This window comes from Vallitalea sp. (assembly GCF_025211055.1).
Lineage (GTDB): Bacteria > Bacillota > Clostridia > Lachnospirales > Vallitaleaceae > Vallitalea.
In genome coordinates this window covers 99,506-114,632 of record NZ_JAOARO010000059.1, presented here as the reverse complement: position 1 = coordinate 114,632, position 15,127 = coordinate 99,506, and the positions used below count along the sequence as shown (strand labels likewise).

General features: G+C 29.8%; 14 protein-coding genes. 3 read left to right on the top strand and 11 right to left on the bottom strand.

Going from position 1 to position 15,127, the window contains the following annotated elements:
- Nucleotides 1–9: 9 nt before the first annotated feature.
- From nusA to spoIVA, 3 genes are all read right to left on the bottom strand, one after another.
- Nucleotides 10–1,122 carry a transcription termination factor NusA gene (gene nusA / locus N4A55_RS08940; protein WP_293755262.1) on the bottom strand — a complete coding sequence of 371 codons (1,113 nt, stop codon included), beginning with the start codon at nucleotides 1,120–1,122 and terminating at the stop codon, nucleotides 10–12.
- A gap of 84 nt (nucleotides 1,123–1,206) precedes the next feature.
- Nucleotides 1,207–1,674, bottom strand: a complete 468-nt coding sequence (gene rimP, locus N4A55_RS08935) for a ribosome maturation factor RimP (RefSeq protein WP_293755260.1) — start codon at nucleotides 1,672–1,674, stop codon at nucleotides 1,207–1,209.
- A 232-nt stretch (nucleotides 1,675–1,906) separates the two neighbouring features.
- Nucleotides 1,907–3,388: a stage IV sporulation protein A gene (spoIVA, locus tag N4A55_RS08930; RefSeq protein ID WP_293755259.1), complete on the bottom strand. Its 1,482-nt coding sequence runs from the start codon at nucleotides 3,386–3,388 to the stop codon at nucleotides 1,907–1,909.
- 202 nt (nucleotides 3,389–3,590) lie between these two features.
- On the opposite strand from spoIVA, the gene N4A55_RS08925 reads away from it, so the two are divergent.
- The 3 genes from N4A55_RS08925 (at nucleotide 3,591) to N4A55_RS08915 (ending at nucleotide 7,553) form a co-directional block, all read left to right on the top strand.
- A complete protein-coding gene (locus N4A55_RS08925; RefSeq protein ID WP_293755258.1) occupies nucleotides 3,591–4,736 on the top strand; it encodes a BlaI/MecI/CopY family transcriptional regulator in 1,146 nt (381 codons plus the stop codon).
- A gap of 41 nt (nucleotides 4,737–4,777) precedes the next feature.
- Entirely contained in the window at nucleotides 4,778–7,135 is a 2,358-nt protein-coding gene (locus tag N4A55_RS08920) for a DUF3160 domain-containing protein (protein ID WP_293755257.1), read from the top strand.
- Nucleotides 7,136–7,217: 82 nt separating this feature from the next.
- On the top strand, nucleotides 7,218–7,553 hold the full coding sequence (locus N4A55_RS08915; protein ID WP_293755256.1) for a hypothetical protein: 336 nt from the start codon (nucleotides 7,218–7,220) through the stop codon (nucleotides 7,551–7,553).
- A 1-nt stretch (nucleotide 7,554) separates the two neighbouring features.
- Here the strand turns inward: N4A55_RS08915 and N4A55_RS08910 are convergent, their stop codons facing one another.
- The 8 genes from N4A55_RS08910 to N4A55_RS08875 all read right to left on the bottom strand — a co-directional run bounded on the left by N4A55_RS08910 (nucleotide 7,555) and on the right by N4A55_RS08875 (nucleotide 15,099).
- On the bottom strand, nucleotides 7,555–8,553 hold the full coding sequence (locus tag N4A55_RS08910; protein ID WP_293755255.1) for an NAD(P)H-dependent glycerol-3-phosphate dehydrogenase: 999 nt from the start codon (nucleotides 8,551–8,553) through the stop codon (nucleotides 7,555–7,557).
- 30 nt (nucleotides 8,554–8,583) lie between these two features.
- Complete coding sequence (gene plsY / locus N4A55_RS08905; protein WP_293755254.1) at nucleotides 8,584–9,195, bottom strand: glycerol-3-phosphate 1-O-acyltransferase PlsY; 612 nt, start codon at nucleotides 9,193–9,195, stop codon at nucleotides 8,584–8,586.
- On the bottom strand, nucleotides 9,196–10,527 hold the full coding sequence (der, locus tag N4A55_RS08900) for a ribosome biogenesis GTPase Der (protein WP_293755253.1): 1,332 nt from the start codon (nucleotides 10,525–10,527) through the stop codon (nucleotides 9,196–9,198).
- A gap of 13 nt (nucleotides 10,528–10,540) precedes the next feature.
- Nucleotides 10,541–11,854, bottom strand: coding sequence for a DUF512 domain-containing protein (locus N4A55_RS08895; protein ID WP_293755252.1), 1,314 nt, complete (start codon nucleotides 11,852–11,854; stop codon nucleotides 10,541–10,543).
- A 26-nt stretch (nucleotides 11,855–11,880) separates the two neighbouring features.
- A complete protein-coding gene (gene pgeF, locus N4A55_RS08890; RefSeq protein WP_293755251.1) occupies nucleotides 11,881–12,708 on the bottom strand; it encodes a peptidoglycan editing factor PgeF in 828 nt (275 codons plus the stop codon).
- A gap of 122 nt (nucleotides 12,709–12,830) precedes the next feature.
- Complete coding sequence (locus tag N4A55_RS08885) at nucleotides 12,831–13,187, bottom strand: YraN family protein (RefSeq protein ID WP_293755250.1); 357 nt, start codon at nucleotides 13,185–13,187, stop codon at nucleotides 12,831–12,833.
- Nucleotides 13,188–13,238: 51 nt separating this feature from the next.
- Nucleotides 13,239–13,511 (bottom strand): EscU/YscU/HrcU family type III secretion system export apparatus switch protein, encoded by a 273-nt coding sequence (locus N4A55_RS08880; RefSeq protein WP_293755249.1) that lies wholly within the window; start codon nucleotides 13,509–13,511, stop codon nucleotides 13,239–13,241.
- A 22-nt stretch (nucleotides 13,512–13,533) separates the two neighbouring features.
- On the bottom strand, nucleotides 13,534–15,099 hold the full coding sequence (locus N4A55_RS08875; RefSeq protein WP_293755248.1) for a hypothetical protein: 1,566 nt from the start codon (nucleotides 15,097–15,099) through the stop codon (nucleotides 13,534–13,536).
- Nucleotides 15,100–15,127: the final 28 nt, after the last annotated feature.

Here is a 15,127-nt window from a genome sequence, read left to right as displayed (position 1 = left end):
AAGTAAATACTAGTAAAGTTCTTCTTCGTCTAAAGAGTTCCTTGATAGTAGTGCTCCAAGTGTCTCTTCTTCAGTAATGAAATTAGTCTGTTTAGCTTGTGTTTCACTTTTAATATCAATTCTGTAACCAGTAAGTTTCGCAGCCAGTCTAGCATTCTGACCTTCTTTTCCAATTGCTAGAGATAATTGATAATCTGGAACAACCACCTTAGCACTCTTATCTTGTTCATTAACAATGACCTTCACTACTTTTGAAGGACTAAGAGCTGCTGATATGAATTTCACTGGGTCTTCATCCCAAGGGATAATATCAATTTTTTCTCCTCTTAGTTCATTTACAATTATTGATACTCTAGCACCATTATGACCTACACATGAACCAACTGGATCAACGTCTCTATTAGTTGAGTAAACTGCTATCTTTGTTCTAGAACCTGCTTCCCTAGAAATGCCTTTTATCTCTACAACACCATCATGAACCTCTGGAACTTCTTGTTCAAATAATCTTTTGATAAGTTCTGGATGAGTTCGTGAAACATATACCTTAGGTCCTTTTGTACTTTCTTTTACTTCTAGGACATAGACCTTAAATCTTTCATTAGGATAATATCTTTCACCTGGCACTTGTTCTTTATCTGCTAAGATAGCATCAATTTTACCTAAGTTAATAATTACATTATCTCTTACTTGTCTCTGGATAATGCCAGTAATAACATCTTTTTCTTTAGTAATATATTGATTGAATATAACTTCTCTTTCAGCTTCTCTTATTTTCTGTACAACAACTTGTTTTGCTTTTTGAGCAGCTATTCTTCCAAAATTCTTAGGTGTTATCTCAATATTGATCATATCACCTAATCTATAAGCTCCGTTTATTTTTTTTGCATCTTCTAATGAGATAGTAAGTTGTTTGTCTTCTACTTCTTCAACAACTTCTTTTTCGGCATAAACCGCAACATCGCCTCTATCACGGTCAATCTCAACTTTTATATTTTGTGCAGTACCAAAGTTATTCTTACATGCTGTAACTAAAGAAACTTCAATTGTCTCAATTAATACATCCTTACTAATACCCTTTTCTTTCTCAATTTGGTTCAATGCTTCAATAAATTCAGCATTCATTTTAATCCTCCTCAGTATTTTTTATCTTATAGGAAAGCCCTTTAATCTAGTAAATGACATAAAAGCTTCTCATTTCAAATATATTTAAAATAATATTGCCAGTCTAATAATTGCTATATCAGTCCTTGCAATAGACCAATCTTCACCATCTTCTAACTCAAGAGTTATACTATCATCGTCATAACTCTTTAACAAACCTACAAATTCTTTTTTCTTATTGATAGATTTGTATAATTTAACTTCTACTTTCTCACCTAGACTTCTAGCATAATCTTTATCTTTTTTTAATGGTCTATCAAGTCCAGGAGAACTAACTTCTAATATATATGGTTCCTTAATTGGGTCCTTATCTTCAAATTCACTATCAAAAGCTCTACTTACAAGTTCACAATCATCTATTGTAACCCCACCGTCTTTATCAATAAAAATTCTTAAGTACCAATTGGAAGCTTCTTTCACATATTCAACATCTACAAGTTCGAATTTATTTTCTTCTAGAATTGGAATTAATATCTCTTCTGCTAGTGTTTCCACGTGTTCTCTAAATGACAAATTATATCACCCTTCTTTCTATTAGCTTATATACATAACAAGAGTGGACTTTCGTCCACTCTTTCTAGTACTCATTATTAATTCTGAAACTATTATACCACCTAAAACTATAATTTGCAAGAAAATACTTGTTATAAATTAACAGCTAAACTATCTCTCTTAATTTGACACCTTAAGTTTCAAGTGTTTATTGATTAATAAGTACATTGTTTTTATTATTATACCCCATAATTTAGATAATAATACAGATAAGACCTCCATTAGCATCATTAACTATTTTTTGTAATGTTTCTTGTAGTTTATCTCTAGCATCCTCTGGCATTCTATATATCTTATTTTGAAGTCCATCATTGACTAAATCATGTAATGATTTACCAAATACATTAGTATCCCATATTTTTGTTGGATCACTTTCAAACTCACTTGTCAAATAATTAAGAAGTTCTTCACTTTGTTTTTCAGTACCCACTATTGGAGATACTTCTGTCTGAATATCACACTTTATCATGTGGATAGTTGGTGCACTTGCTTTTAATTTAACTCCATATTTATTACCTTGTTTTACAATTTCTGGTTCTTGTAATGATAATTCATCTACCATAGGTGTAACAATACCATAACCTTTAGCCTTAACTTCATTTAATGCTGCTGATACTTTATCATATTCTTCTTTTACTCTACCAAGTTTTTTGATTAGTGACATAAATTGATATTCGCCTTTTATTTCAGTTCCCATGAGATCACTTAGAATATCATAATAATAATCATCATTGAAATTAATATCAATATTAGCACAACCCGTTGAGAGATCAATCTTATCTAATTTGACTTTTGTAATATGCTCATTTTCTACTATTAAGGTGTCTTCTTTCTTAAGGTCTCTAATAGCATCAACTGAATCCATGATATCTTTTACTGAATCAATCAATGATGATTTTAACCAATGGTCATTATCTAACATCTCAATCCATTTTGGTACATTGAAATTAACTACTGATAATGGAAATTCTAGTAATACACTCTCAAGAATCTTAATTACATCTTCTTTTTTTAACTGGTCACAGTTCACTGGTAAAACAGGAACATTATATTTATCTTCTAATTCAGTTGCAGTTAAGACTGTATCGTCAGAATAAGGTCTAAGTGAATTAAGTATTACTACATATGGTTTTGATAGTTTCTTTAATTCATTTATTGTCCTCTCTTCTGCTTCAATATAATTTTCCCTAGGTATTTCACCAAATGAGCCATCAGCTGTCACAACAATCCCTATAGTTGAATGGTCATTAATAACTTTCTTGGTTCCTATCTCAGCTGCTTGAGTGAATGGAATATCATAATTGAACCAAGGTGTTTTTACCTTTCTTTCTTCATCATTCTCTAGATGACCTGTAGCCCCTTCTACCATATAACCAACACAATCAATCATTCTAACATCAAATTCTACATCCTCTGATAATGTTACTCTTGCGGCTTCCTGAGGTATGAATTTTGGTTCAGTTGTCATTATTGTCTTTCCTGCTGCACTTTGAGGAAGCTCATCTAGTGTTCTTTCTTTACTATGTACATTTTCTATATTAGGCAACACTAATAAATCCATGAATCTCTTAATGAATGTAGATTTACCTGTTCTAACGGGTCCAACCACTCCCATATAAATTTCTCCGTTTGTTCTAGCTCTAATATCTTTATAAATATCGTATTCTCCTAACATCTATATCCTCCCTATAAGTATTCTTATATATAAATATATGACATAGATGTTGGAATATGACAGCCTATATATCTAATTTAATGTTAAAAGTAATTTACAAATCATAAAAAATAGGTTACACATTGTTTTGTAATATTATTTAATACTTAATTAATAAATATTTAATTGACAAATTCGTACTACAGTTATAAGATGAAGTCCCATGACTTCCAAAGAGATTGTTGATTATGTCTTAGAAGAAAATGATTGGAGCAGAAAAACAGTCCATACACTTATTAGCAGGCTCGCTAATAAAGGTGTTATGAATGTAGCAAACAAAAATAAATACTATGAATATTCACCTTGCATCTCAAAATCAGATTGTCAAATAGAAGAAACAAAAACTTTTTTAGAAAAAGTATATAATGGTTCACTACAAATGTTCCTAACCAACTTTGTTAAGAATCAACATCTGTCTAAAGAAGAAATTGCTGAATTAAAATCAATAATAATCCTAAAGAACAAAAGTAATATCAGGAGGTCAAACATGCAGAGAATATTAATTTTAATTTTTATCTTCTTACTTGGTCTAAATATGAAGCAACCTACTAATAATCTAGAATCAGAAATTATAATAAATAAAAAGTCTTATAAATATGGTTTTGAAAATAATACAATCTTTTTATCTGATGAAAAAGAAGATAAACATTATAGTGATAATATTAATATTCCTGACGATAAAACTATATTATGTATGACTACAGGTGATCTAGATGATGATGACACAGATGAAATACTACTGCTTTCTTCAGCAAAAGGGAAAAAGTATGGCAATGACTTAATAATCTATTCAATGGTTATAGAAAATGAAACAATTAAATATGATGAAATCTACAAAAATGATTTTACAAATGTTAAGCCTTGGGAAATAAAATTATGCGACCTGGATGGTGATAATAACAAAGATATATATGTAGGAGTATACAAATCAACACCCATGTTTGACAAAGTGGAAAACAGACCTTTTTTCTTTAACTGGAATGGCAAAATACTTACAAAGAAATGGACCGGTTCAAAATTAGAGCATCCTTTAGAGAGCGTACATTTCTATGATATCATAGGCGATTCCAAGGAAGAAATGATAGTTGTAGAAAAACTTGAGAACACCAAAGAGGTTATTAGTATTTATTATTGGTTCAATTTCGGTTTTATCAAATTTGCCGAAAGTAACAGTTACTATAACATTGAAGATATTAGCTTAACAACACAAGATGACATAAAATATATATCACTAAATCTAGGTAGAAAGAAACATATAAAATTACATTTAGAGGGAAATAAATTCATTGAAAACATTAGTTTAGACTAATCAATAATTCAATATAATGAAATTTATTAGGAGGGTATAAATTGAAATATAAGAATATAATTTTTAGATGTATTGGAATAAGTATGATAATAGTGGTTCTATTATCTGGTTGTAATAACAAACCTGAAGAAGTTGCCAAATCTGATATAACGGAGGATGAAACAACTAATCCAAGTGACAAAAATAAGACTGATGATAACGACTGTATTCTACAGGCAGAATCTACTACTACCCCTGAAGATCAAGATGTGAAAAAAGGTATTAATAACAATACCAACTATAACCTTGTATGGCAAGACAAAAATGAAATTTCACCAATTGACATACCTTACATAATACCAGAAGTTAATTATAAGGTACCTAATTATACTATAAAAGCTGATTTATCAAATATCAAAAATATGGATAGCTTTTCTGGTTTTACTAATGAACAACTAAACAAAATCGTTGATAATGGATTTGTAGTATTACCTAGTAACAGTAATAATGCATTTTTGAAAATGAATACTATCTATGAAGTTAATGAATACAAAGGTATCCCTAATTTTGTTACTGTTGACAGTGTTATGCACGTGTATCATAACTTCTTCAATAGTTCATTGAAGATTTTAGAAAGAGATCGTTTATATGACGAACTTATTAAACTTACAAATAGTATGTTGGAGAAAACTATTTATCTATATAATGATAATAGCTATGAACCAATTAAAGAAGATTTGAAATTCAACGTAATCTTCTTTGCTGTTGCAAAAAAACTATTAACTAATGAATATGGAGCATTACCAGAAGAATTAAAAGTAATTGCGGATGAAGAAGTCGCAAACATTCTAAAGGCAGATGGTTATAAAAAATCTGCTCTATTAGCCCCACGGGATATTGATTACAGTCAATATAAAGTAAGAGGTCACTATACCAATGATGATAAACTTGAATCTTATTTTAGAGCAATGATGTGGTATGGACAAATTGCACTTCCACTTACTGAAGTAGTTAATGAAGAAGAAGTATTATGCGAAGATGAAACTGTAAAAGCTTTAATCATGACATATACTGCTTTTATGCAAAGTAATAATGATAATGACCTAAAATCATGGGATAAAATTTATATGCCAACTAATTTTTATGTTGGTCAATCAGATGATCTTAATTTATTTCAGTACAAAGCTTTAATTCTTAATGTTTTTGGAGAAAACGTGAATTTGAATGATTTTAGAAATGAGAAATACCATGATAAGTTATTGGAAGAAGCAAAAAAAATGCCTGATCCTGGTATCAAAAATAAAATAAGCTTACAAAATGTTCATGTGGGAAAACAATTTAGATTTATGGGACAGAGATATACTTTTGATGGAGAAATACTCCAAGAGTTAATGGAACCTTACAAAAGACCTGTACCCTCTGGACTAGATGTTGCAGCTGTATTAGGTAGCAAACGTGCCAAAACATTATTAGATAAATATTACGAACCACAAAAAGCTTGGCCAGAATATAAAAATAAATTTAAGGCAATGAAAGAAAAAATATCAAAAGTAGACGATAAAGACTGGAAATCAAATATGTATAATGGGTGGCTGGATACCATATCCTCAGTACAAAAACCTTTTGAAGATGTAGAAGGTGCTCCAATGTTCATGAAAAATAAAGCTTGGACAGATAAATCTATCAGCTCTGCTCTAGGAAGTTATACAGAATTAAAACATGATACAATATTATATGTTAAACAACCAGTTGCTGAATGCGGAGGAGCTGATTTTATATACCACCATTATGTAGAACCTAATATTGAAGTTTACTCTAAATTATTATGGCTTACTGAGTATTCTTCTACTAATCTTAAAGAAAGAGGATTATTGTCACCGGAATTTGAACAAATTTCAATAAAAATAATTGAGTTATTAGAATTACTAAGAGATTGCTCAATAAAAGAGCTTAATAATGAAATTCTGTCTAAAGACATAAAATGCAAGTTAAATACTATAGGTGGAAAAATAGATTCTATAAACTATGCTATATTAAACCAAACTGGCGGTAGTGAATTAAGCTGTTCAGCAATAATTGCTGATATAGCAACAGTTGAAAATAGCTGTCTTGAAATTGGAACTGAACTGCCAAATGAAATTTATGTTGTCATCAAAGACGGTGAAGAATTATACCTATCAAGAGGTTCAGTATATGGATATCATGAATTTTTAAGCGATACTAGACTTACAGATGATGAATGGCAGGAAAAACTAGGTATAATAAAAGAACAATATGGAGAAGATTCTATAGATTTTTATATGCTTAATACTGGCGAACCATCCCCCTCTCTACCAAAACAACCTGAGTGGGTTTATTCCTTCAAATCAAAAGAAAAAAATAACGTTGAGTGTAAGCAACAAGAAGTAAATTGGGAATAAGGTGATATATGTTCTTTGGTTTATAGGATTTATCATATAACTTTATACTATTTAATTTTCAACCTGAAACTAATACATAAATATGGTTAGGACTGAAAAGTTAGATGAAGATGGTGAATTATACTGTGATAATGAAGTTGTTAATTTTATTAGCTCAGACGATAATATTGTTTATGGAAATCTAATAATAGATTTAGCATCATATGATAAAGATTTTCCATTACCAATTCAGGCAGTCAGCTTCATAAACAATAAAAAATACATCAAAAAAAGAGTATTGAACATATCCTATAAAGTAAAGATATTTATTTTATTACAAAAAGCTCAGGCTATCGATAATAAAGACAGCTTGAGCTTAATTAATATTTCTTACAATAAAAATCTCTTTTTTCAATATTTATTTTATTCTTTAATATAAATCACTTTTTATACTCAATCTTTTTATCTCGTATCATTAAATCCTCTACAGCTTTTTTTGTATCTTTACCTTCAAATAAGACCTCATTCACTTCTCTTATAATAGGCATTTCAACTTTATATTTTTCAGATAAATCTAGGGCTGCCTTTGCTGTATACACACCTTCAACCACCATCTTTACCTCATCAAGAGCTTCCTGCAAACTATAACCTTTACCAATTAAGATACCGGCTCTTCTATTACGACTATGCATACTTGTGCATGTTACTATTAGATCACCAATACCTGATAATCCTGCAAAAGTTTGTGTCTCAGCTCCCATAGCAACGCCAAGTCTGCTTATTTCTGTTATACCTCTTGTCATAATTGCTGCCTTAGTATTATCTCCAAACCCAATGCCATCTGAGATACCAGCTGCTAGAGCAATAACATTTTTCAGAGCTCCTCCCATTTCTATTCCTGTTACATCAGAACTAGTATATACTCTGAAATCAGAGTTCATAAATATATCTTGAACTTTTTTGGCTATAGCATGATCTTGCGAACCTGCAACACAAGTTGTAGGTATATTCCTTGATACTTCTTCAGCATGGCTTGGTCCAGATAATACTGCCACAGGATTATCTGGCATCTCATCATTTATTACATGAGCTAATGTATATAGGGAATCATCTTCCAAGCCTTTTGCTACATTAACAATTATTTGATCTTTTGCAACATATTCTTTCATTAAATTTGCTGTATTCCTTACGAATTTTGATGGAACTGCCATAACAAGCATATCTTTACCCAAAATAGCTTCCTTAAGATTATTGGTTATATTAATCTCATCTGGAATATGTATTCCTGGAAGTTTTGATTTATTTTCTCTTGTGTCATTCAATAAATTAACTTCAGCTTCTATAATTGACCAAAGAGCAACTTCATGACCATTATTATTAAGTAATATAGCTAAAGCAGTTCCCCAGCTTCCTGCACCTAAAACAGATACAGCTGCCATATTTATCACCTCACATAAATTAGATAGTTATTATTCATTTTTAGATAAATTCTTTTTGTGTCCTAGCTTATTTTCTGTACCATTAAGTAATCTTTTAATATTGGCTCTATGATTATACAGTGCAAAAATCATCAGTATAACACCTAATACAATATATTGTGGTCTGTCAGTATAAAATATTGCCATTAGTATAGGAATAGAAATTGCCATTAAGATTGAACCAAGTGAAACATATCTTGATATAAAAATTACTATAGCCATTATTCCAATAACAATAAGACCTATCCTTATATCAACTGCAGTTAATAATCCAATAGTGGCAGCTATTCCTTTTCCACCTCTAAACCCTAAGAAAACAGGCCAATTATGACCAATAACAACACCCACACCTGCATAATATCCCATTAGGATATCATCAAAGATAATGGAGCAAACTAATACTCCAATAGCAGCTTTAAATACATCCATAAAGAATGTAATTATGCCTGCTTTCCAGCCCATAACTCTAATAACATTAGTGGTTCCTGCATTACCGCTTCCATATTTTCTTATATCTAGTCGCCCTTTTATACGGCTAATGATATAAGCTGATTGAAAACATCCAATAAGATAACCTATTAATAAGCTAGCAATTATCTTCATCTATTTACCCTTTTCCTTTCTCTCTCTTATAATAAAATGAATAGGCGTCCCTCTAAAACCAAATGATTCCCTTATCCTATTTTCAATATATCGCTTATACGAAAAATGCATTAAGCTCTTGTCATTCACAAATATGATAAAAGTAGGTGGTTTGATAGAAACTTGAGTCATATAATATAATTTCAATCTCTTACCTTTATCAGAAGGAGGTTGATTCATTGCAGTTGCATCATATAAAACGTCATTAAGGACACCAGTTGAAACTCTAAGAGCATGATTTTGAATTACAATATCAATATTTTCAAATAGTTTATTAATCCTTAAGCCAGTCAATGCTGAAATAAAAATTTTTGGAGCATAAGTCATATAGCTTAGTGTTGTATCTACATTACCCAGATACTTGTACATAGTTTTATCGTCTTTTTCTATGGCATCCCACTTATTTACAGCTATAATAGCACCTTTACCTCTTTCATGGGCTATACCTGCAATCTTTGCATCTTGTTCTGTTATACCTTCAACAGCATCAATGAGTAATACAACAATATCACATTTTTCAATAGCTGATACCGTTCTTATTATACTGTATCTCTCTAGTCCTTCTTTTTCAATTTTGTTCTTCCTTCTAAGCCCAGCAGTATCAACAAAAATATATTCATTTCCGTTGTATTTGACAACTGTATCTACTGCATCTCTTGTTGTTCCTGCTATATCACTAACTATAACACGTTCTTCTCCTAGAAGCTTATTGATTAATGAAGACTTACCTACGTTAGGCTTACCGATTACAGCTATTCTAGGTAAATCAAGCTCTATATTATCAGCATTCTCTTCATTAAAATGAGATACAACCTCATCTAACATATCACCTATACCTGTTGACTGTGCTGAAGATATAGCATAAGGTTCACCTAGTCCAAGATTATAAAATTCAAATACATCATATTGTAATTTTTCTCTATTGTCAACTTTGTTAACACATAATACAACAGGCTTATGTGCACGTCTAAGCATATCTGCAACTTTATAATCTGCATCAGTAAGACCAGATTTTACATCAACTACAAAAACAATAACGTTAGCAGTATCAATAGCTACTTCAGCTTGTTTTCTCATATAGGAAAGCATTTTATCATCAGTAGTAGGCTCAATACCTCCTGTATCTATTATAGTAAAGTTATGATTTAGCCACTCTACATCAGCATATATTCTGTCTCTTGTAACACCTGGTGTATCTTCTACAATAGAAATCTTAGCTCCTGCTAGTTTGTTAAATAAAGTAGATTTTCCTACATTGGGTCTTCCTACTATGGCTACTACTTCTCTACTCATAAATAAGTACTCCTTATCCTAATATATTTCTAATAAATTCTTGTCCAGTTGATTTTACAACAGTAACTTTTACTTGTAAAGTATTTTCAATATCAGTTACAGTAATATCATCAAGTAAAGTTTCTTCTCCGCTTCTAAGTAAATTACAAGGTAAAAGTAATTCCTCTCCCAATTCTTTATCTTTTAGCTGTTCAATAATATCTTTTCCTGTAAGTAGTCCTGATACAGTTATATTATGCCCAAAGAAATTATTAATGATTGAATAAATATTTACTTTTACATTAGGAAATTTTTCTTTTAATTTATCTATCATATTCTTAATCATGCTATACGCTAATGTCCCAGTAACTATAGATACATTTCTTACCAATTTTTCATTGGTATTTATTTCATTATAACATAACATAAACTCATCAAGCAATAACCTTGACATACCTACACCATTTTCTAATTGCACATATCCGTCATAATTATCTTCATCTGGAAATGGTCTATCTGCTAACAGATAAAATTCATCACCTGCATGAATAAAATGTGTACCTGTCTCTTCATAGATAATATCTTGCCATTTATGAATAATATCAAGTACTTCTACCGCATCTTCCTTAGTAAATAATTCAAGCTTAAAAAGTCCTTCTCTATATTTAGACAAACCTACTGGAACTACTGAAACACTTTGCATATGTGGAATGAATTTTCTTAGATTATCTATGGAGTAATCAAGTTCTTTACCATCATTTATTCCTTTGCAAAGTACAATCTGCCCATTCATTGTAATACCAGCATCATAAAATTTCTTCATATACCCAACTAATCTATCAGCAAAACGGTTATGGAGCATTTTCTTTCTAAGTTCCATATTCATTGAATGCACAGAAATATTAATTGGAGATAAATGGTACTTAATCAATCTGTTAACATCTCTATCTTTCATATTGGTTAGAGTTATATAATTGCCTTGTAAAAATGACAACCTAGAATCATCGTCTTTGAAATATAGTGTATCTCTCATACCTTTTGGTAACTGGTCAATAAAACAAAATATACATTTATTGCTACAAGATTTATACTCATCCATTAAATCATTTTCAAATTCTATACCAAGCTCCTCATCATAGTCTTTTTCTATTTCAAGAAGCCATTCTTCTCCATTATCTTTTAAGATTAAAACCTCTAAGTAATCATCGTCCACAAGAAAATGATAATCAAGAGCATCTTCCACGAATTGATTATTTATTGAGATCAATTGATCTCCTTGCTGTATTCCAAGTTCATAAGCTATGCTACCGTCTTTCACATGCATAACCTTATGAAATTTATCTTTCATTAAAAACATTCCCTTCAGTCATAGCACTACTTCAGTTCCATTATGGCCGCTAAACTACCTCTTTTACCGCCAGTCCCTCTATGAGAAAACATCTGTTCTTGGTTGCAATTGGTACATATATCTGTAATAGTGATATTTTCTATATTGATACCTACATCTAGTAATATTAACTTATTTGCTGTCCATAAGTCAATTAAATATTTATTTTTTATTTTTTTCATAATAATTTTATCTTGTTCTTGAGTATTAAATATCTTTTTGAACTCATCAACCACTTCATTTTCTACTTCAAAGCAACAAGGTCCAATAGATGGACCTATACAGCAAAGTATATCATTAACATTTGAACTAAATTCACTAACCATTTTTCCAACTGTTTTAGATGCTATCTTTTGTACTGTGCCTCTCCATCCTGAATGTGACAATGCTATTACTTTTTTAACTGGATCCAAAAAATAAATAGGTACACAATCAGCATAAAAAGTTACTAGAGGAACCTTAGACTCGTTAGTTATTAATCCATCAACACCTTCAATATCACTCTCTCTAAAAATACCTTTGCCTCTATCCTTACTTGTAACAACTTTAATAACATCTCTATGTACTTGGTCAGAAAAAACCAAGTCTTTATAATTAATACCTACACTACTACACAATATCTCAAAGTTCTTTTTAACGTTTTCGTCTAAGTCTCCTCTATTAAACCCAAGATTCATACTTTCATATATTCCTTTACTAACACCGCCTAATCTAGTACTAAAACAATGGTTAGTGATTCCTGCCCTTTCAAAAGCAGGAACTGTCAAATACTCTAAATCATCTATTCTATTAACTTTAAAAACTTTTGATTTCATCTCATACAACCTTTCATTCATATACCGAATTAAAATGTTAATCCGGCATAATCCTTAATTTCATAAGTTGATTCAATTAAGATACTTGATAATTAGTTAACTATATCTCGCCTTATATTATCTTAATTACATTTAAATGCATCTTTGACTACCCTTATCTTATTATTAACTATTTCAACTATATCAAACCTGATATCCATATTATACAACCCTTTGGCTTTTGTATAATATATAGCTGTTTTTATTATCCGTTTCTGTTTGTAGTATCCAACTGCCTCTATGGGATATCCTGTATTGATGTTTCTTCGATACTTAACCTCAATGAATGTCAGATAATCTAAATCCATTCCAATTATATCTATTTCACCGAATCTACATCTATAATTTCTATCAATAATTTTATAACCTTGTTTTTCTAAAAATTTTGTAGCAATTTCTTCTCCTTTACTACCAATAGCTCTATTATTACTCTTCTCCATAAAAACCACCTAACTAACTATACGAAAGTGGCTATGCACGTTCTATATAGATTAAATAGATTTATAAATATCATCTAGATCACTTACAAACACTAAAATTTCTGCTACTATTTGATAGAGTTCAGGTGGTATCATATCCCCTATATCTAATTTAGTCAGACTTTCAACTAATTTCTCATCTTTATAGATAGGTAATTCTTGTTCATTAGCTTTTTCAAGAATTTTATCAGCTACTATTCCTTTACCCTTAGCAATAACTGTTGGAGCAGTTTCATTAATATCATATTTTATGGCAGCCGCTTTTTTAATTCTTCTTCTATCCACTTACAACCAACCTCAATTCCTTCTACACTCTCATATCAAATGAATATCTTTTAACACTATTAGAATTATTTTTTCTTTGTAAGAAATCTTCAACAAAATTAAAATCTTTTTTATTATTAATAACAATAAGTCCAGTTACATTTATATCGAAACTCCTTAATCTCTTATGTAAATTGATAATATAATCATCAATAATCTTTTTCTTTTCTTTGTCTTCAACATAGAACTTACATTCAACATTATTCACCTGTTTATTAATGTAGACATCAATATGACCGAGATTAACATAATCAAGTCTAAGTAATGCTGATATAGCGTTAGCGTTACTTCTTTTTCTTAATTCTTTCTTATTCTCGAAAATGTACAATTCACTATTTAATAACTTATTTCCAAATTTGAAAGGTAATTGAACATAATTAAAATTATTATTAAGATTATTAATAAACTCAATATTATTTTTTACTTTCGTAGCATCTTTTGAGATACTGCTTTGTTTACCTTCAGTTAATCCTTGAGTCAGTTTAATTATGCTAATAATCTTTTCATATACATCGTTAAAATAATCATTTATAAATTTGGGATTTTCTAATGCTCCTCTATCAAGAAAGATGTTTTTATCTACTGAGCTTTTTAATAATTTGTTTGTGATAATATTACTAAGAATTTCTTTATCTTTTACCCCTATTTCAAGGGAAAATATATCCCCAAGTAATTTCTGTAATGATAAATCTTTTGATAGATTCAGTGTATTGTTATCTTTTAACAAATATGTATTATCTAGTTCTTTTTTTAATTCTTCAATTCTCTCTCTTGATAAAATATCACCTAACCTGAAATCAACTTCATTATTAGTATTCTCTTTAGCCACAGAATTGGCAACTGTTAATTCCTGTTCTCTTGAATTGTTATTTTCTATTACATTATTAACCTTATCATTACTAAAATTATCCGATTCATTATTCATTAGAATATTAATTAATCTATGTTTGATATTAATATCTAGACCTTTATTATCAATTATTTGATTAGCTAAACTAATTATCTCTTGCTTAATAGAATTATTATTATTTGAATAGTTATCTAGCTGATTAATATTTTCACTAGTAACAGGTATATTATTTTTTACAAGTAGTATTAACTTATAGGGGCTAGTATCTTTAAATTGCCTTGATAATGTTAGAATTTTATTTATGAATTCTTTATCAACTGGCATATTGTTATTTAAAAGTTTTTCTACTATTTCAGTGTTTTTTTCATTTATTGGTACACCTGCTTCTTCTAATATCTGATTTAATTTATTACTCTTAGGACTAAAGCCTTCATCTAATAAAGGCTTTAGAAGAACTTGTTCCAGATTGGATTCCTTTACTTGAAATAAAACCTTCTGACCAATATTAAACTCCATCTGGTCAGTTAATTTTGCTGTAAGTTCAGCACCGCTTGCTAACTTAATAATTATATTCTTTTGTTTTATATCAAGTATTTCTCCTTTTAGTGTTTGACCTTTGTTAAAATCTCTATTATTTACTTTAGAGATTTTAGAAATATCTATCCTTTTGTTTATTTGTTTATTATAATTAATCCGCAAGGTCACTCATCCTCTCACATAAAAGTGG